Here is a 20,625-nt window from a genome sequence, read left to right as displayed (position 1 = left end):
GAGATCCCAGCGCTTGGGCTGGGATCTGGGGTTAGCAAAAATCTTGTTCTATTCTGCCTTCCGATTTCAATGTTTCTAAAAAACATTGATAAGCAACTGGATCTGCTTCTAACAGGTCATCTAATATATTTTTTTCAATGAGTGGCTTGTAAAATATGCCATTTTCAAAGAAAACAAAATCACCAGATAACGATGACTCTATAATTTCTACTTCCTCTGCGTTATAACTAAGCAGCCCGTCATAACCTTTAGCAAAACCGTAAAAGTATGTTTTTTCTCCGAACCAATATATGGCAAAAACTTCAATAATTTTTTCTGATTTGAACTTTTTTATTTTCATCATTTTTTATCCGTGATTGAAGGCTTAGGTTGGATTTCAGGCCGTTTAGGAGTTGTAATCTTCATATCATAAGCCTTACCAGTAGTTGAGTTATATTGATAATGGATGGTGATATTTGAACCGTCTGGTAACTCATGTGTAACTTGCATTTTCTGGAATCCTGCATCAGTAGGGAAACGAGGATCTTTATTCATTCCTCTAAGTGGATCACCTGAAGATGGGTTAGCTTTAACTTGGTTCCATAAAATCTGCTCATTCAGATCCCTTGGCGCTGCAACTTGTTGCCCCGGTTTCGCGGTAGATATCTTTTCAGCATTTTTGATAAGCTGTTGATGATAAATAGTATTAGCCGATTTATCACCCAGATTCGTTGTGCCTTGACTGTTTTTCCCAATCTTTTCCAGCGCCGCTTTCTCTGTATTAACAACCGCGCCTGTGCTTCCTTTTGTTGTTGGCGATGATTTCGGCCCTTTGCTGCCCTCAACAATAACAGGCAACGTCATCGCCATCGCCGCGGCAGTCTCCTGACTCATGCCCATTGCTTCAAAGCGTTTTGTCCAGCCGAGTTCGCCTACCTTGCCTGTAGCCGCCTGACCTAACGTATTCACCGCCGACAGGTAATTTCTGAACTCAACTGGCAATGTGCCATCCCGGTCCATATTTTTGAGGGTCCGCTCAAACACCGGCCACTGATCAACCAGATAACCATACTTCTGTGCGCACTGGTTCGGGTTGCTGTTGCAAAAATCCATCATGTCCTGCTGATTGCGGATATTAGTCTCTACCATATCCTTGATCACTTGTTTGCAGCTTTCGCCTTCACAGGTGCGGGCTTGGTGCGCAAAACTGTCCAGCTCATTCACGCTCAGATAGTTATTCTCAATCGCATTCTTCCCGGCCTGAGCCCCGGTGACGGCGCTGCCGGTAGAGTCACCGGCAATGCCGCCTGCCAGCCCTGCCGCCAGGGTGGACAGGGTGCTGATAGTTTGCTTCTGCTCCTCCGTTAACTCACTGACTTTGGCCCCGTCGCCGTAAAGCTGCTTAATCAGTACCTGAGCCGCCAGTTCCCCCGACGCCGCACCCGCGGCACCCGACAGGGCATTGTTACCGCTGACTTCCGCCGCCACCGCGCCTAAAATCGCATGGGCCAGCGTGTTAGTGGCGATATCCACCTGATGGGTTTTCGGGTCGGTGGTCAGCTCTTTTATCACGCCCGCCAGATACGGTGAAGCGCCCCCGGCCAGCGCCTGACCGAGATTGTTGCCCGCTAAGCCCTGAATCGCTGCGGTGGCCGCCTGTAGGGCTTTCTGATAGGTGCCGCCGGTCCCAAAGCCCGAGTCATTCAGCGCCTGTGTGTAAGCGGTGTCATAAACTTGCTTATTAATATCCGCCGCAGTCGGGTGTGGATTGCCACTGTCGACCAGTTTTTTTCTGGCTGCCGCTTTGTCCGGCTCACTGATATGGTCCAGCTTCGCTTTCGCCGCTTTGGTGGCGATAATTTTCCCTTCGGTACTGGCTATCTCGGTCATCTGGGCGCTGATTTCGCCAATCAGTTGCGCCTGTTTCAGTCGTTGCTGTTCTTTTTCCTTATCAAATATTGGACTGAGGACATTGGCGGCATTATCGGTATCGCGACTTAAGTTCGCGACATCCTGCGTCTGGTGCGCCTTATCCCGGATAATCAGGTTGCCGTCACTGACCGCCGCGTGCGTGGTGCTGCTGTCATGGCCTGAGTTATGAGTCCCCGTTAGCCCATTGACCGCCAGATTATTCAGGACCTGACCGGCGGTCGGTTGGCCCAGGCTGACGCCCGCACTTTGCTGCTCAACAGTAAAATCCGCTTGATTTTTAATATCTTTAAAGCCCAGCGTCCCGGTGTTCAGGGTGTTTTTGGTTTTGTCAGCGTGACTCGCTATCACCGCGCCGTCCAGTTGGGTGTGGTCACCGACGTTAACCTGATAGCCGCCTTTGCCAGCAAACAGCCCGGTCTGCTCCTGCACGCTGTCATAGTTGCTGTGCAGTTTATTGCGGCTGGCATTGAGGCTCGCGGTACCGTGGGTGAGGGGGCCCACGGTGGCACTGACGCCCGCGTTGGCGTTGTGTTGCTGGCTGTCATAGCGCTGACTGTCCTGCTCGCTGCTTAATGTCAAATGACGTTTCACGTCGGTAGTCATCTGCTCGCCGCTGACTTGTGCCCCTTTCAGCGTGGTATCCCGGCCACTGTTCAGCCCGACGGTCTGTCCCGCCTGTAACGTGGTGTTATTGTGGCTGACACCGTTACCGTTTTCACGGCCGTTGCCCCGATTGACATTGGCTGAGACGTTCAGGCCGGTGCCCCCCGGTCCGGCGGTCAGGCCCACGCCCAGCGAGCTGCCGTGGCTGCTGTTTTTGCCGGTCGTCTGTTCGGTGTTCTGGCTGGATGAGAGCTGAATATCCCGATTGGCATGGAGTTGCAGGTCTTTACCCGCCTGTAACTGGCTGCCCTGAATGCGGATATCGCCGTTCGGGCCTGATGCGCCTTTGCCATCCCCTTTGGCGGTTACGGTCAGGTTATCCCCGGCAGTGAGATGGCTGCCCTGTTGGGTGGTCTGGCGGTGCTGCTGTTCTGAACGGGAAGATTGACGCCCATAGGACAGGCTAACCCCGGCCAGAGTGTTATTGCCTTTGTCGTCACTGCCCTGAGCTTCCGCCAGTCGGCCAGCCTGCACGGCCTGTACCCCGCTCAGCGCGGCTTGGGTGTTTTGCAGGGCTTTCACTCGCGGGTCACTTTCATTGCGGGCGGTTCTGGCTGTCTGCACCGCGCTGTTGACGGCCCCGCCTGCGGCACCACTCAGCGCCACGGTTAAGCCGCGCTGTTTTTGTTCGGTTTTTGTCGTGGTGTTATCGCGGTTTTCCGCACTGGTGATATCGACCTGTTGACCGGTCAGCATCAGGTCTTTACCGGCAATCACCTCACTGCCGTGAACCCGGAGCTGTTCTCCCGCGTTGAGGGTGACATTGCCCTGGCTGCTGCCGACCGTGCTGCCTTTACTCAGCTGGCTGTCACTGTCGGTGGTGACTTTCTGGCTGGCTTTACCAACGGTAAAACCAATCCCGCCAGTCCCCATCAGGCCCGATTTTTTCTCCTGCCGTAAATGGGTTTCATCGTGCGCTTCCGCTGCGGTGGTGACGGTGAGCTGATGACCGGCGTTCAGGCTGACATCCTGCGTACCCGCGACATTACTGCCGCGGATATTGAGGTCTTTACCGGCCTGTATGTTGACCTTATCGCCACTGAATGTGGTGCTGAGTGCCTGCCGGTCATGCACTTCGTCGTGAGTTTCCACTGACGATTTCGACAGCCAGCCTTTGCTGGTCTGTTTACTGTGCTCCACTAAGTCGGATGAGGCCGTACCGGTGGTCAGCGTCAGGTTATTTCCGGCCTGCGCCGTCAGTTGTTGACCGGCGTTGACATGGGCGGCTGTGGCCTGCAAATCCTGCCCGGCTTGCAGGGTCACACTACCTGCGCCGGTTATCTGGCTGCCGATATCTTGTTGTTGGGTCAGATGGCGGTAGTTCTCTTTCCCCCAGTCGCCCTGCTCTGTGCGGCGCGTGCTTAAGGTGTCCAGCGTCAGATTATGGCCTGCGGTTATCTCGGTGTGACTGTCTTTCCCGGCGTTTTTGACGTCACTGGCGGTTAATTGCACATTGTTGATGGCGCTCAGCGATAAGGTGCCCTTATCATTTTGCACATAGATGCCTGCCGGGCGGTCCAGCCAGCGGTTAGCTTCATCCCCGCGTAGCGTAGACGTACTGGTGATATCCCGGCCTTTCAGGGTCACCCGGTCATCTCCCTGAATCTGGCCGCCCCGGTTAGTGAGCGTTTGTTGGGCCGTCAAATCCACTTTGCCGCCGCGAATAAAGCCGCTGTTGGTCAGGTTGTTGGCCGTCAGTTGGGTGACGTCACGCCCGCTAATCGTGCCGCTGTTAGTGATATCGCCCTGACTGTTGAGCGCCACGGTATTCCCGGCCAGCAAGGTGCCGTCACTGCTCAGGTCGCCCTGACGGACGCGTGCATAAACCTGTGGCACAGTCACCACCTCGGTAGTGCCATCCGGCAGCGTCACGGTTTGGTTAGTCAGCCAGATAATGTCCGAGGTCAGCAGCGCCATCTGCGCTGGGCTTAAAGCCACGCCCGGCGTTAACTGTTGCTGTTTGCCAAAGACGATACCGGCATCCATCAACGCCTTAAACTGCGCTTCATCGTTGTTGTAACCGGGCAGATAGCGCCGGCCGGTCAGTTGGGTGATTTGGTCGCGCACCAACCGCTGTTCGTAGAACCCATCGCCCAGGCGTTTGTGGACCAGCGCCGGGTCGTGAGTAAGTTGTTGCCGCATGTAGTCCGAGCCGAGCCACTGTTTATACTGGGTAAATTTCGGGTCGGTCTCGACCAGATAGTGGCTGTCACTGCCCGGTTGCACGGTATACAGGCTGTTATTCGGCAAGCGGGTATCGGGCGTGATAACGCGTATCACCGGGTCGACTGTTTGCCCTTTGACGGTCTCCGGGGGCAGGGACAGTTCAAACGGCTGACCGGGTGGCAGGACTAAAGGCTGACCGGGAGGCAGCACCAGCGGTTGGTCGTTAATGCCGGTCACGGGTGTGACCGCCGTGGGGGCCGAGTGTATCTGGCCGGTTTGTCGGTCCGTAATCGTGATATCGGTACCCTGTGGACGGGTATGCTCCTGCCAGGCCAGCGTTTTCAGGTCGATAGTTTCTATCACTGGCGCGGGGGCATAACGACTGCGGCTTTTCCCCTGTGAGGTTTTGGTGCCTATTCGGTGCCAGCGTTTGGTCTTTTTGGCATACCAGTGGGTCCGACTGCCAATATCCGTGGTCACGCGTTCGCCCTGAGTGGCAATATTGCGCAGCTCGCCAATTTCACCGCCTAACGCGCCGCCGGCAACAATCTGGCTGTCGTGATTGGTGACCTGCGCGCTGTTGAGCGTCATATTGCCGCCAGACAGAATTTTACCGGGGTCACTTTGTTTGACTTGAGTTTCCCTGACGGTGCGGGTGTACTGATATTCATAAAAGTCATTACTGCGGCTGCCGTCCGGCATGATGGCATCGTGCACGCCGTATTTATTGCGGCGAGAAGTGTCCACCTGCGACCAGTCATAGCGGGTGGTCTGGCCGCTCAGTACGGCATCGTGATGCTGAGACTTTTCCGTTTCGACGACCTGAGTCACCAACCCGGCGTTGGTGTTGTTAATCCGGTCAGCATTAATCTTCAAGTGGCGCCCGGCTTCAATCGTCGCCGCGTGGTTATTGAGCTCACGCGCCTGACCGGGGGCCGTCAGGGTATTATCCAACCGGCCGCCGATGTGCATGTCGCCCACGCTGTAAATCTGGGCATGGTCACTGTTGTTCAGTGTTCCGGCCCCAATATCCAGCCGGTCACGCGCGGCAATCACGGCAGCTTTGCCACCCTTTGCGGTGTTATTCAGGGTCTCCATCTGTAGCGCGAGCTGGTCACCGTAAAGGCGGCCGGTGCCTGTGTTGTTCAGGGTGTTAGCTGTCAAGTGGGTCAGGCCGCCGTCAATCAATCCGGTATTGTTCAGCGTATCGTGAGCCTTGATTTGTGTTTGTCCGGCGCTGATTTCGCCTGACGCGCTATTGGTGAGAGTCTGTGCGTCAAGATGCAGCGCCTGACCGGCTTTTATCTGGCGGTCATTGAGGATATTGCCGGTCGTGTTCAGGGTCAGATTGCCATTAGCTGCCGTGTTGCCGGTATGGTGAAAATCCCCGGTTAAGGTGACCGCCATATCGCCCTGCGATAACAGTTGGCCGTCACCGCTCAAGGCGTGTGCGGTGATAGCAGCGTGTTCCCCGGCAATTAGCGTGCCTTGCCGGTTGTCAATCACCAGCGAGGGGTGCCCGCTCTTGTCGTCTACGGTAAGCTGTTTGCCCGCAGAGATTAACCCCTGCGCATTATCCAGCTTGTGACTCACCTGAGCTTGCAGGTGATTGGCTGCCCGTAAGGCACCCTGGGTGTTGTCTACCTGTTGGGCGTTTACCGTCAGGTTTTGCGCTTCCAGCCCGTTATCTGTCTGCGCCGTCTCGCGGTTAATCAGGTGAGTGGTGTTCAGGGTCAATTGCTGACCGCCACGGATAAGACCGCCGGTGTTATCGGTTTCGGTGTCAACATGAAGCTGAGTGTCGCCCACCGCCTGCACCTGTCCGTGACGATTGTCGAGTTGGTGAGTGTTCAGAGTTAAGGTGTCCGTGGATAACAGTTTACCCTCCCGATTATCCAGCGCTGCCTGTCGGGTGTCGATAACCACCTGTCCGCCTTGAAGGTGACCGTGACGATTGTTCAGTGAGCCGCTGGTGACGGTCATTTTGCCCTCACCTATAATCTGGCCCTGTTGGTTATCCAGTAACTGCCCGTCGGTGTCCAGATTCAGGGCGTCGGCGGATTGTAAGGTCCCCTCGCGGTTGGTGAGTTGTCGGCTGTGAATGTCCAGTCCGCCATTACCCGCTATCATGCCGCCGGTGTTATCGGTGTCGCCGGCGCGCAGGGTTAACTGCCCGCCACTCAACAACTGGCCCGCTTTTTGGTCGGTATTGCGGGTATTGGTGAGTCTGTGGCCGTGGGTGTCAATGACCATCTCGCGACCAGATTGTAACCGTCCCGCCGTATTATCCAGCGGGCCGCTGGTGACGGTCATTTTGCCCTCACCCATAATCTGGCCCTGCTGATTATCCAGTAACTGCCCGTCAGTATCCAAAGTCAGGGCGTCTGCGGATTGTAAGGTGCCTTCGCGGTTTATCAGTTGCCGGCTGTGAATGTCCAGCCCGCCATTTCCGGCTATCTGGCCCTGCGTATTAGTGAGCGCGGTGCTGGTCAGCGTGGTTTTGCCGTCCGCCGCGATTATGCCGCCGGTGTTATTGATATCGCCGGTACGCAGGGTTAGCTGCCCGCCACTTAACAACCGACCCGCTTTTTGTTTTTGGTCGGCATGGTGGATATTGGTGAGTCCGTGGCCGTGGGTATCAACGGCCATCTCACGACCGGCCTGTAACAGTCCCGCCGTGTTATCCAGTTTCCCACTGTTGACCGTCAGGGTGTCCTCGGCTATCACCTGTCCGGCGATATTGGTGAAGGGATGTCCCTTAGTCTGGCTGTCAATGTTTTGCGCTAGCAACACGCCCTGGGTGTTATCCAGTGTCTGGCTGGTCGTAGTCAGTCGGGTTTTGGCTTCAAGATGACCGTTAGCGTTTTGAATGGTTTTGCCGATAGTGAGCGTGGCGCTGTCCCCGGCGGCAACCATGCTCCCCTGACTATTATTCAGTTCGGCAGCGCTAAGCCGGAGCGCGTGGCCCGCTTCCAGTCTGCCCGACTGATTGTTCAGGGTGTCACTGACGGTCAGTTTCAACGAACCTTGGTCGGCGGCCACGATGTTGCCGTGATAATTATCGACGGTCGTCGCCTTAAGGTTCAGGTGACCGTTGCCCGCAATAGTGCCGTGCTGGTTATCCAGCATCCGGGTGGTAAGGGACAGGGTGTCTTTGCCCTGTTGTTGCATCACACCGCGTTGATGGCTCAGGGTGTCAGCGTTGACGGTAATCTGCCCGGCCTGAGTTTCGGCCTCGTTCAGTTGCAGTTCACCGGCCTGTATCGTCAGGGCGCCATGGGTGAGCAGCTTGCCCTGATTGCCAAGCCACCGTTGGGTATTGAGTGACAGTTTCCCGTTGCCCGCCAGTTGCACGGTGCCCTGAGTGTTATCTGCCTGATGTGCTGTGAGATGCAGGTCCTCGCCCTGACTGGCAATAGTGCCCTGATGGTTGTCGAGCCGGTCAGTGGTGAGAGTCAGTTTCCCCTGATTGAATACCATCCCCTCACGGTTATTCAGAGTGCGGGTATTGAGCGCTAGTTCACCACTACCGGTCTGGTTAATTTTTCCCTTCAAGTTAGAGATATCAGGCGCCGTGAGGTGGATTTCCCGCGCCACTAACTGGCCGCCGTCGTTGTTAAACTGGCCGGGGGTTTTCGCCGTCAGACGGTTGGCGTTGACGGTAGCATGAGCGGTACTTATCCCCGATTGATCGGCGGTGAGTTGAATCTGTCCGGCCGCAGTCTGGCTGTCGCTCAGGTCAATCTGTTGACTGTGGATAGCCAGCGTATCGGTTGCCAGATTTTTACCATTAGCCTGAACGTGCTGCGCGGTCAACGTCAGTGAACCGGGCCGGGTGGTGTTGCCGTTATCATCCAACCCCGCCGCCCATACACTGTCATGGCTGCTGTGTATCGTGCCCGCGGTGACAGTGGCATCACTACGCGCCTCTACCCGGCCCTGATTATCCAGCCCCCCTTTGGTATGTAAATTCACCGTCGATTGTGACAGCAATTTGCCTGCGTTAGTGACATCGGAGGAAGAAGTCAATTGCAACGCATCACGGCTGCTGAGGGTGCCGCGGTTCTCAATCAGGCCCTCCGCGGTAATATGCACTTCACCCGCCGTCGCACCGATGTTACCGGCGTTATGCACCCCCACACCCGCTTCAGTGCCTATCAACCTAATTTTATGGGCATACATGCCGCCCAGGGCCGCCACATCCAACGCAAACTCCGGGGACTTTTCAGTGTCAGCCGATTTTTTTTCAATCTGCTGGTGCGCGGCATCCACAATATTGCGTCCGGTGGTCACTTTCAGGTCTTGCGCATGTAATTTGGCGTTAATCGCGACGGAGCGGGCAATAATATCGGTGTAACTTTGCTGTGTGCTGTCCATGCCATGCCCGTCAATCCGCACTTCCCCCTGATTGACATCAAAGCCTTTTAACCGGCCCTGTTCCATCAGCGCCTCACCGGTGGTCAGCGTGGTGCGATGCGCGTTGATAAACCCACAGCCGTTGCAGGTGATACCGGCGGGGTTAGCGATAACCACCTCCGCTTTGCGGCCAGCCACTTCAATCCAGCCATTCAAATGACTGGGGTCGCGACTGTTGACTTCATTGAGGATAATGTTGGCTTCCCCTTTCGCCAGCCACGGGTTACCGGCCACCATCCCACCGAGTTGCGTCTGAGTGGTGTTAGCGCTGTTATTGAGGATAACGCCTTGTTTATCCACATCAAACTGACGGTAGGTATTGTGGGAAACGCCATCAGCACTGGGCGTCTGGATATTGACCTGCGGCGTGCCGTTGGCGCTGTGGATAATCGTCGGTTGCTGATGGCCCGGTGCCTGCCCATCCGCCACAATGTTCGCCTGTGCGGTGAGCGAAATTCCGCCAAGGGCTAACAAAAGATTGAATCGTAGCACAGTAAGCCGGCAACGACACCGTGGTGAAGACGGGCAACGAGCGCGGTGTGCTGTTTGTCCCCGTCCGGCACGTGCAATCTCTGCTACCACCATCCACATCTGGCGGGCCTGATTAAAGATAATACGATACAACTGCTTGTTCATGACGTTTGCTCCACTCACACGCTACACACGGGCAGCGTTGTTATTCTGATTAGTACTGCCAATACAGGTTGAATCCGGCCGTGACGGGGGAAGTTTGGAAACCGGCGGGTTTGGACAGCGGGACACCGACAAACAAGTCGTAGCTCACGCCTTTCAGGCTGCCGCGCCAGCCCAGGGCACTCCCCGCCAGGTGTTTTCCGAGCAGAGCGTCACTGCCCCGACCGCCCACTTCGCCATAATCCATTGCCAGATACAGCGATTGCCCTTTCAGCGGGGTTTGCCAGTCCAGTTCATTACGGCTGTACCAACCCCGATCAGCGGATAAGGTCAACTCGCCATCAAAGCCGCGTACCGTCCAGCGGCCGCCGATTGAAAATCGATCCTGGGGCGTCAATGGGCTGGCGCTTATCTGGCGCAGATACTGGGTCTGATAAGAAAAGGGCTGGGAAAACAGCGTTAACGGCCCGGCAAGCGTCGCCGAGAATTGGGTGATTTTGGGTAAAGCGGTCCCTTCATTGCGATACTCTTCCGGCGCAGGTTGCGCGCCAAACCAACGCATACCCTGTTGGTAAGTCACCCTGGCATCCAGCGTCGCACTGCCAATAACGTGATGATGGGATAGCCCGAGCTTCCAGCCCGCCGTTTCCCGGCGCTGAACGTCGATTTCCGTGTTATCAATAAAATGGCGGGATGCCCGACGATAAATTTCACCGTTAAGCCCGGTTTTCTGGTCCGCGTTACGGTGCAGAACCCGGCTGAACTGGACAGACAGGTTTTTGCTTTTGCCCCGGTATTGAATCGCCTGATTCAGCCCGGCTATCGTCTGGGTATAATCGTAATGACTGGCCGTCACGCTCGCCATCCAGTAGCCAAAGGGCAGGGAGTAATAGAGCGTGTCGTTTTGGCTGCCTTTCCCGGCAGACGCGTGAATATCGCGTCCAGCGGAGAGATAGAACAGGTCGCTTAACGCCAGGGGGTTATCCAGAAAAAAGGTTAACCCACCTTGATAACGTCCGGTGCTTTTGGAACCGGTATCATCCAGATACGTGGCGACTCGCCAGTGCCGTGACTGACGCCAGTCCAGCACAATATCGCTTTCCCCCGGTTGCTCTGCCGGGACAATGTTCATCTCCGCCTGCACGGTCGGGAAACGTTGCAGATTTTCCAATCCCTGCTCAATGTCCCGTAAATCCAGCAGCTTGCCTTCACGCGCGGGGAATGGCGTGAAGCGTTGAATGTAATGGCCGCTGTCCGGGGTATAGCGGATATGCCGGACTCGGCCCGGTATCATCACCAGTTTTAAGGTTTGGGTATGCAGATCCTGACGAGGAGCCAGAACTCGGCTGGTGACATAGCCATGATTGATGAGCTGATCTTGCAATTGGGTCATCAGCCGGCTAATGCCTTTATCGCCAAGGCAATGGTTTTCGCCCTGTTGAGCGACACGCCTGAACGGTAACCAGTGCGGGAAATTTTCGGTGCCTGCCAGTCTGACGTGGGAGAGAGGAAAACACGGGGTTTCCACCGGAAAGGCGGATGACACCGCTTTTTCGGGTACAGACAAGCGAACATCCGCAGGGGGTGGGGCTAATTGAGCCTCCAGCGCTTGCTGACGTGCCTGTTGATGGATCAGTTGTTGTTCTGACTGTTGTTCTAACCGGTCTGCGGCTTGGTTGCCTGTAATCACGCTACAAAAAACCGTAAACACCCAACTACTGCTTTTCATTGTCTTTCTATCCCACCATTTCGAAGCAGTATTAACCACCCATTGCACTTAGTGATCAATATTTGTGGCTAATAATCAACTGGGCAACTAAATTGGGGGTTGATTAAATAAGATAATAACAAAAACAAGGCATTATATTTTTATACAAAAAATAAACCCATGTTATTAAAATGTTACTAATCATATAAAAAATAGATTAATATTAATCATTTAATAATTAATGGTAATAATTTCAAAATAGTTTTGTTTTTTGTTTATTTTTGTGATTTAAATCACATAAATTAATTTGACTGCGCAAAAAGACACCTAAAAGACTCTGATTTTTGTTATCTCTGTAACGTAACCGTTGATGGATAATTCGAATTATCAAGGATGTGAACGGCTTCTTGGTGCTAGGTTGTGTCCCTCAATTAAATAATGACCTTAAGAAATAAGCGGATACAACCTAATTTCACCATAGCAATATAATTTCTTGCTGTCTTTTCATAACGGGTGGCGATGCGACGATGCTCTTTGAGTCGACCAAAACATCTTTCTACAACATTTCTTCTTCGATACGTTTTATGGTCGAATTTAACCCGTCCATCTGACCGCGCTTTTTCGTTTGATTTATAGGGAATAATCACTTTTATTCCCTGACTTTTTAACCGGTTACGTAATACGTGGCTGGAGTAACCTTTATCAGCAATCACCGCTTTTGAACGACGTTTCATAAAACCATTTTTACGCTGAATACCCAGACCATCCAGCAGGCGTACTGCATATTGACTTTCGTGACATTGACCTGCACTGAGTACCACATTCAGTGGATGACCTTTTCCATCGACAGCCAGATGGATTTTGGAACCATAACCACCCTGAGAGCGACCCAGGCCATGGTCTGCGGTGACATCGGGATGTTTTTTTGGGCGCCAGCCGCACAATGTGCCGCACGAATGTTACTGCCATCCAGTGATATGGCTGACCAATCAACCAAATCTTGTTCATCCAGTATTGACAATAACTTATTGAAAATGAGATTAATGATCCCCGATTTTGACCACCGATTAAAGCGGTTATAGACGGTTTTCCAGGAACCATAACGTTCGGGTAAATCCCGCCAGGGGGCACCGGAACATAGTACCCAAAACATGCCGTTGATAACCCGGCGGTGTTCAACATAAGGATGTCCCGGCCGTTGAGAATGTTCAGGGGGCAATAAGGGGAGCAGTAACTCCCATGCTTCATCAGGAAGGTCGTAACGAGCCATAACAGGTTTTTTCCGAAAGTCAGAACCAGGGGATTATTCTATCTCAGTCTATTGCGGGACACAGCTTAGTTGTTTCAATGGCATGGAATTTTGGCGATAGGGGAAAAGGGTTTATCCGGGTAAATTTGGGTTGCCCTCGTCAGTATCTTGAGAAGGTGATCGCCGGTTTAATTCACTTAATACCGTAAAATAAAAATACAATATTAATTTAATCGGCATCCGATAATGGCGAGATAATCAGGAGTTAAAACAATGACTTTTAATAATAGTTTAAAACCTGCTTTCATAAAATTATCAATGAAAAATGATAAATAAAAATTGGTTTTATTGATATTATACATCCCTAAAAAAGGATAAATAATAATATAAACAGGTTAAATAACATTTCATAATTTTGCTACACATGGCCTTCTTCAACCCATTGTTATATATAGAATTATGAGTAGTATAAGATGTAGCGCTATTTTGGAATCTTATTTAATCAGGTAATATATTTACCAAAAGGAAATAGCTTTAATAACGTTTTCAACCAAACATACACTTTGTCATAAACCAATTAAATCATCACACTCGAAAACTCGGTATAGGAAAACACCGTAAAAATGGGTTTTAGATGACAGAACAACAGCGTTAATCCAATAACAAGGGTATGAGATTATATCAAAACATTTAACAGGATTAACCATATTAAGCAAACTTTTTCAAATAAGCGATTTAGCATGGCTGTAAAAATTTCACGTAAAATCATAGACAACCATTAAAGAAAACCGATAAACTTTTAGGCTAACTGGATTAACAACGAAAAAGAAGAATAAAAAAATTTATTTAGTCACATTAAAAACAGTTAAAGAAATGGGTGTTAATCTTTATATCATTCACATACCTGTTACCCTCTCTGATTTTAAACCTGGAAAATTAAATACAAGAAAATGAAAAACGAAAAAACTCAATTAACTTCGCTATTCGTCAGCTATAGGGTTAAAACAATACCCCCCATTAATGCCCGATTTAAAAAAGGTACAGAGTGACTAAAAACGGCCTATTCTCTGCTATGTTTAATTTATTTATCGACAATACTCTCCTTCGCTTATTTTATTTACTGACCATTTAAAAACGCGAATACAGAGAGATTAAAGCTTTTATATAAGAGGCTGATTTATGAAGATAAAAAATGCAGGATAGGATTCCATTTTTCGCAAAATGAGATCTCGCCCTGCATTCGCCAATCCGTTATTCTCCACAAAGATAACTTCTTTTTTGAATGAATATTGGTTGTAAATTATTTTAAAAACAACCTATTCTCAATAATTAACCTCAGATTTGTATAAGACAATTCATCTCAGTGGGTGTTAGATTAAGACTCAGTTTTTTGGGTTGGAAAGTACCCTGCGGTGACCTCAAGAAGTAGGCTTAATGGCACCAAAGTTAACCAATTGCTGTACGGAAAGAGGGGCATCAGCAGGCGTAATAACTTGTACTACTACATAAGGTGCTTTCCACAAATAGTGAATATCACACTCAACACCATCAAAGAATGCGTTCACCATCGTACCGACTTTACTTTCACTAACGCCGATTAGTGTCCAATGGTAGTTTCGCTCTCTCATGCCAGCTACTGGAGGGATAGAATGTTCTTCCGACAACATTAATCGCATTTGGGACGGAGGCCCTGGCAACACAACTATTTTGCTACCATCAATATTAAGACTGAAACCAGGGGCTGTACCTGTAACATTGGAAATAACCTTTGCTCCGGACGGAAACATGGCTTGGAATCGATTCGAGTGATCACAATATACTCCCAGTTTTTCCAGTTGTTTCTGTATTTCCACCCAGACGTTATCACCTATTTCCAAAGGACTTCCTACCGCTTTTGCTATCGCCTCACGGGTTTTATCATCCGGTGTCGGGCCAAGGCCGCCACACACAACAATGAGAGTATCCTGCCCTAGCCTACGAACCACTGCGGTAACAATCTGGTTAATATCATCAGCGCAAACCTGATGTTGCTTCACTTTATATCCCTGCTCCGTGAGATATTCGCTAACCTATAAAACATCTGCGCTACCTGTTCAGGGAACAAACTACCAAATGCTTCAACATGCTTTATAGCGTATTCTGTTGTAAAGTTGAAATTATTCAGGTATCCACCATCACGTAATGTGACATCTATATTATTAACCATTTTTCATTCCTATTAGCGAAGCAAGGTAAGGCGGGTAGGAATATATCCGACGAAACCAGTCCCCCCATAGAAAGAAAAGCCATTAAAACGATAAATAATAAAGATGAAGATTTATTGTTCATGGGCCATTAACCAATCAATATAATAAATATTATCCAAAAATAAATTCCGTATAAAATAAAAAACCACGCGCCAGTTAAATTTACATTAAATGCACACAATCACTTATTTAATGAAAAAATTAACACCTTGCATGTAGAAACAACAAATTACTTTGCATATTATCTTGTGCTGCGAGAATTAAGGGCTCTTTATAACAACATAAAGACAAAATCCCACCCACACTTTAGATTAATAATTTTTTACTCTATAAATAACCCCTATAAATAGTGAGATACTTTTACACAACTTATTCAATAATTAACTTTTACAAAAATAAACTCATGTAAATATCAATTGAAAAATAATAACATCAACATCACTTTTAGCAAACAAAAAAACACAGAGTTTAAGTTCAAAAATGAATAAAAAAACATAAAGCACAACATATAATACTAAAAAAGTCATTTTGAGATTCCAGCACGAACATGTACTTGCCCTTTTTGTACCAAGCACAATGCAGTCTGAACATCATTCCCAGCAGGGCTGGCCTCGGCTGAGTATCAGAGAACAAAAGCTTCTACATAAATACTCTTTTGAAACAGGCACAGCGCAGTTTCACATCTGTAGTCAGTGCGGAGTAGTACCTGAAACTTTATTCCAGTGCAAGCTCGATAAATGCCTGCGCCGCAGCCGTCTGGTACGCTCCTTTTCGCTGCATGAGAACCGCCGTTCTTTGTAGCAGTGAGGGGGTTAGAACAATCGAAACCAATTCCTCCCGGTCACTGGCAATCTTTGCCGGCAGCAACGTGGCAAGGCTTGTATGTCGGATGATCTCAATGACAGCACTCAGCGAATTGGCCTCCATCAAAACGCGGGGACGAATGTCGTTCTGCCTGCAATAATGATCGATCTGCTTCCGTGATGTCAGGCGAGTGGATCTCATCAAACGCAACCCCGACATCAAGTTCATCATCGACCAGAAGCTCTTCAATGCGCTCCTGCGACATCTCCCGAACCGTCAACGTGACGTTGGGATAGAGATTGTGGAACGACTCGACCAAGGGGCCGATAAGGTAAGTCGTGAACGTCGGCGTAACAGCAACGCGCAGAGAACCACGACTCAGGTCACCAACATCGTGGATCGCCCGCTTTCCTTCCTCCAAGTCCTGCAATGCCCGTCGTGCGTAGCGGAAATAGACCTCGCCAGCATCCGTCAACCGCGAAGTACGTCCAGTCCGATCAAACAACTGCGCCCCAAGGGTTTCCTCAAGCTGCTGGGACAGTGCTGGCTGAGACACATGCAAGGCTGTAGCAGCGCTGGCAAAAGCTGAACAAGAAGTGATTCTCGAGCTTCTGGTCGGGGTAGAACCGAGACATCCAGAATTTGAGATCGACATGGCGAATAGTCAATACGGAGTGATTGGGTAGGTCTACATCAACTCAACCCTCAATAATGTTCTTGCATATTAATATGCTTGCGTATCAAGTCCAGTGAAAGAGAAGCTATAAAACGCGACATTTAGCCTTCACCGGTTTTTAACTCATCAACCAAGAGAGTCTGTGTAAACAGATTCTCTCTTTCTTTTGTCCGTTGCTATTTTTAAACAAAACTCAGGCTATTAACTACATATCACATTTTTCCTGAACAAATCCGCATCTTGCCGTACAATTCCTCCTTTCCCATCTCATTTATTTAATTACCGGAAGAACGAATGGACAGACGATTTGTTCAATCCCATAAAGAAGCACGTTGGGCTGTATTCTTGACTCTTGCTTATCTTATTGGCTGGCTGCTGACAGCCTATTTACCCAGTGATGCCCCGGGTGTCACGGGCTTACCTCGTTGGTTTGAAATGGCATGTTTGTTACTACCCGTAGTCTTTATCATCCTCTGCTGGTTAATGGTGAAGTTTATTTTCAAAGAAGTCCCGCTGGAGGATGAGAATGCAAAGTGACGTTATCTTACCTCTGCTAGGCTACCTTGCGCTGGTATTTCTTCTGTCAATCTACGCTTACCGGCGCCGTCAGAAAGGTGCCTTCCTGACTGAGTATTTCCTTGGTAACCGTTCAATGGGCGGCTTTGTACTGGCAATGACCATTACCGCCACCTATATCAGTGCCAGCTCATTTATTGGTGGGCCAGGAGCAGCCTATAAATATGGTCTGGGATGGGTATTGCTGTCGCTGATTCAGTTACCGGCAATATGGCTTTCCCTTGGTGTACTGGGTAAGAAATTTGCCATTCTTGCTCGTCGCTATAATGCCGTCACCCTCAATGATATGTTGTATGCCCGTTATGGCAGTCGCCTCCTGGTTTGGTTTGCCAGCCTGAGTCTTTTAGTCGCTTTTGTTGGAGCGATGACCGTTCAGTTTATTGGCGGTGCACGCCTGCTGGAAACTGCCGCGGGTATCCCTTATGGCACCGGATTAATGATTTTCGGTGTCTCTATCGCGCTCTATACCGCATTTGGCGGCTTTAGAGCGAGTGTCCTCAATGATGCCCTGCAAGGGCTGGTCATGCTGTTAGGCACCGTTTTGTTGTTGGTAGCGATTATCTATAAAACAGGTGGTCTGGCGGAAGCAGTCGCCACATTACGGACGATCAATCCTGAACTCGTTTCCCCACAAGGGGCGGACCATATCCTCAGCGCACCTTTCATGGCATCATTCTGGATATTAGTCTGTTTTGGTGTCATTGGGCTGCCTCATACCGCTGTTCGTTGTATCTCCTACCGCGATAGCAAAGCTGTCCATCGTGGGATTATCATCGGCACCATTGTCATGGCAATCCTCATGTTTGGTATGCACCTGGCAGGAGCACTCGGTCGGGCGATTATTCCTGATTTAGCCATTCCCGATCAAGTCATCCCAACATTGATGATCACCGTCTTGCCGCCATTCGCTGCCGGAATTTTTCTGGCCGCACCGATGGCAGCAATTATGTCAACAATTAATGCGCAACTGTTGCAATCTTCTGCGACAATCGTGAAAGATCTCTATCTAAACCTGTTTCCACAACAAATCGTACAGGAGAAAAAACTGGCCCGGATTTCCAGTTTCTCAACCCTGATTCTTGGTTTGTTACTGCTGTTAGCCGCCTGGCACCCACCAGAGATGATTATCTGGTTGAATCTACTGGCTTTCGGTGGCTTACAGGCCGTATTCTTATGGCCATTAGTACTGGGACTGTACTGGGAAAAAGCCAATGCATATGGCGCTGTCAGCTCGATGATGACAGGGGCAGCAAGTTACACTCTGCTCGCCAGTTTCGATATTTATCTATTAGACTTTCATCCGATCGTACCATCACTGCTACTCAGCCTGTTGGCTTTCGGGATTGGTAATACCATCGGCCACCGGTTGCCGCAACGGGTAGTCAAGCTTCATTAAACGGGTCGTTTTAACCTATTTTTAATTAAAGAGAATTTTTATGCCTTGGATACAACTTCGATTAAATACCACAGGACAGCTGGCAGAATCCCTGGGGGATAATCTAATGGAAAGTGGGGCAGTATCAGTCACCTTTCAGGACAGCCACGATAATCCTGTATTCGAGCCTCTGCCAGGCGAAACCCGTTTATGGGGAGATACCGATGTCATCGGACTTTATGATGCTGAAACGAATATGAAAGCCGTTATCAGCCAGCTCGAACAAGTTCCTCAGTTAGGTCAAGGATTTATTCATAAGATCGAGCAATTGGAAGACAAAGACTGGGAACGTGAATGGATGGATAACTTCCACCCAATGCGTTTTGGTCAACGTTTGTGGGTCTGCCCAAGCTGGCGTGACGTTCCTGATCCCGATGCCGTTAACGTCATGCTGGACCCTGGGTTGGCTTTTGGTACAGGCACCCACCCAACCACATCGTTATGCCTGCAATGGCTGGATAGCCTCAATCTGGAAGGCAAAACCATCATCGATTTTGGTTGTGGCTCCGGCATACTGGCAATTGCAGCGCTAAAACTCGGTGCCGCACACGCTATTGGCATCGATATCGATCCACAGGCTATTCAGGCCAGCCGCGATAACGCAAAGCGTAACGGCGTTCTGGGGCGTTTAACGCTATATTTGGCGAAAGATCAGCCAAATGATCTTGAATCTGATGTAGTAATTGCTAATATTCTGGCAGGCCCTCTGCGTGAACTCGCGCCTATAATCGGTGCATTACCAAAATCGGGTGGCCTGTTAGGTTTATCGGGTATTTTAGCAAGTCAGGCAGAAAGTGTTATTCAAGCCTATACTGATAAATTCGTGATCGATCCTGTTGCGGAGCAGGAAGAATGGTGTCGGATATCTGGGGTAAAAATAGCAACAAATTAAGATTATTTTATTTTGTTATGATGAAGAGAGTAATTTTTGATCACTCACTGATGATAATCCGTGCTATCGGCAAACTAGCCGATAGAAAAATCCCGAGTGATAAATTTTACCGATAACATATAACACCATGTTATTTATGAAAAATTATATTTATCCCAGAAAGATAGCTGGAAAAAAGTTGTAACAAATGTCGATTTGTTCAAAGTTTGGCCTTTCATATTTTGCGAAAAATGCGTAATATACGCGCCCTTGCAGTCACAGTATGGCCACTCTTTCTTCGTCTATGCGTATCGGACAATACCAGCTGAAAAACTGTCTTATTGCGGCCCCAATGGCTGGCATAACTGACCGTCCGTTTCGGTCACTATGTTACGAAATGGGTGCAGGTATGACAGTATCGGAAATGCTATCTTCCAACCCACAGGTCTGGAAGACAGACAAATCCCGGCTACGTATGGTTCACAGTGACGAACCGGGAATTCGTTCCGTGCAAATTGCCGGCAATGATCCTGATGAAATGGCAGCGGCAGCGAAGATTAACGTCGCTAATGGTGCTCAGATCATTGATATCAACATGGGGTGCCCAGCCAAGAAAGTGAATCGTAAGCTGGCAGGTTCGGCTTTACTGCGTTACCCGGAATTGGTCGAAAAGATCCTGTCCGCGGTTGTAAATGCAGTAAATGTTCCTGTTACGCTAAAAATTCGCACTGGATGGTCGCCAGAAGAACGAAATTGTGTAAAGATTGCCCAATTGGCCGAGCATTGTGGTATTCAGGCTCTGACGATTCACGGCAGGACGCGCTCCTGTTTGTTTAACGGAGAAGCAGAGTACGACAATATTCGGACAGTTAAGCAGACTGTTGCCATCCCGGTTATTGCCAATGGTGACATATCTGACCCGCTTAAGGCCAGAGCAGTGCTTGAATACACCGGGGCTGATGCCCTGATGATAGGCCGCGCTGCTCAGGGAAGACCCTGGATCTTCCGGGAAATCCAGCATTATCTGGAAACAGGGGAATTGCTGCCACCGATGCCGATTGGCAAAGTGCAGCATTTAATGAACGAGCATGTACGGGAATTGCACGACTTTTATGGTCCAGGCAAGGGAGCCCGTATCGCACGTAAGCATGTATCTTGGTATCTCCGGGAGCATGCTCCTGATGACCAGTTCCGGCGCACATTCAACACCATAGAGGATGCCAGCGAACAGCTGGAGGTGTTGAAGGCATATTTCGAAAATTTTGCGTAAT

The 20,625-nt window shown here is 49.9% G+C and carries 9 protein-coding genes and 1 pseudogene; 4 read left to right on the top strand and 6 right to left on the bottom strand.

All coding sequences use genetic code 11. The features are described from left to right. Positions 1 to 31 precede the first annotated feature (31 nt). From VY86_RS13070 to VY86_RS13045, 6 genes and pseudogenes are all read right to left on the bottom strand, one after another. Positions 32 to 343, bottom strand: a complete 312-nt coding sequence (locus VY86_RS13070; protein WP_011147757.1) for a hypothetical protein — start codon at positions 341 to 343, stop codon at positions 32 to 34. After that, the gene (locus VY86_RS13065) at positions 340 to 9,792 is read right to left on the bottom strand and encodes a two-partner secretion domain-containing protein (protein WP_046975263.1); all 9,453 of its coding nucleotides are present in this window, start codon (positions 9,790 to 9,792) and stop codon (positions 340 to 342) included. Before VY86_RS13065 ends, VY86_RS13070 begins: the two co-directional genes overlap by 4 nt. Before the next feature lie 49 nt (positions 9,793 to 9,841). Continuing rightward, complete coding sequence (locus VY86_RS13060) at positions 9,842 to 11,518, bottom strand: ShlB/FhaC/HecB family hemolysin secretion/activation protein (RefSeq protein WP_046975262.1); 1,677 nt, start codon at positions 11,516 to 11,518, stop codon at positions 9,842 to 9,844. A gap of 410 nt (positions 11,519 to 11,928) precedes the next feature. Next, a protein-coding gene (locus tag VY86_RS24165; RefSeq protein ID WP_254361410.1) for an IS5 family transposase occupies positions 11,929 to 12,767 on the bottom strand; the annotation gives its coding sequence in 2 pieces (ribosomal slippage) (positions 11,929 to 12,425 and positions 12,425 to 12,767; 840 coding nt in all). A gap of 1,397 nt (positions 12,768 to 14,164) precedes the next feature. Continuing rightward, entirely contained in the window at positions 14,165 to 14,782 is a 618-nt protein-coding gene (locus tag VY86_RS13050) for a competence/damage-inducible protein A (protein WP_046975260.1), read from the bottom strand. Positions 14,783 to 15,706: 924 nt separating this feature from the next. Next, positions 15,707 to 16,451, bottom strand: a pseudogene (locus tag VY86_RS13045) (LysR substrate-binding domain-containing protein). A gap of 315 nt (positions 16,452 to 16,766) precedes the next feature. Here VY86_RS13045 and VY86_RS13040 point away from each other — a divergent pair. From VY86_RS13040 to dusB, 4 genes are all read left to right on the top strand, one after another. Continuing rightward, positions 16,767 to 17,009 carry a YhdT family protein gene (locus tag VY86_RS13040; RefSeq protein WP_046975259.1) on the top strand — a complete coding sequence of 81 codons (243 nt, stop codon included), beginning with the start codon at positions 16,767 to 16,769 and terminating at the stop codon, positions 17,007 to 17,009. Then, a complete protein-coding gene (gene panF, locus VY86_RS13035) occupies positions 16,999 to 18,444 on the top strand; it encodes a sodium/pantothenate symporter (protein ID WP_046975258.1) in 1,446 nt (481 codons plus the stop codon). The genes VY86_RS13040 and panF overlap by 11 nt, the downstream gene beginning before the upstream one ends. A 40-nt stretch (positions 18,445 to 18,484) precedes the next feature. Then, positions 18,485 to 19,375 (top strand): 50S ribosomal protein L11 methyltransferase, encoded by an 891-nt coding sequence (gene prmA, locus VY86_RS13030; RefSeq protein ID WP_046975257.1) that lies wholly within the window; start codon positions 18,485 to 18,487, stop codon positions 19,373 to 19,375. Between the two features lie 283 nt (positions 19,376 to 19,658). Continuing rightward, the gene (dusB, locus tag VY86_RS13025) at positions 19,659 to 20,624 is read left to right on the top strand and encodes a tRNA dihydrouridine synthase DusB (RefSeq protein WP_046975256.1); all 966 of its coding nucleotides are present in this window, start codon (positions 19,659 to 19,661) and stop codon (positions 20,622 to 20,624) included. The last annotated feature ends 1 nt before the right edge of the window (position 20,625 follow it).

Origin of the sequence: Photorhabdus thracensis (assembly GCF_001010285.1) — a bacterium.
Lineage (GTDB): Bacteria > Pseudomonadota > Gammaproteobacteria > Enterobacterales > Enterobacteriaceae > Photorhabdus > Photorhabdus temperata.
Note: the sequence above shows the minus strand (reverse complement) of the source record. Positions and strands in the feature narration are given on the sequence as shown.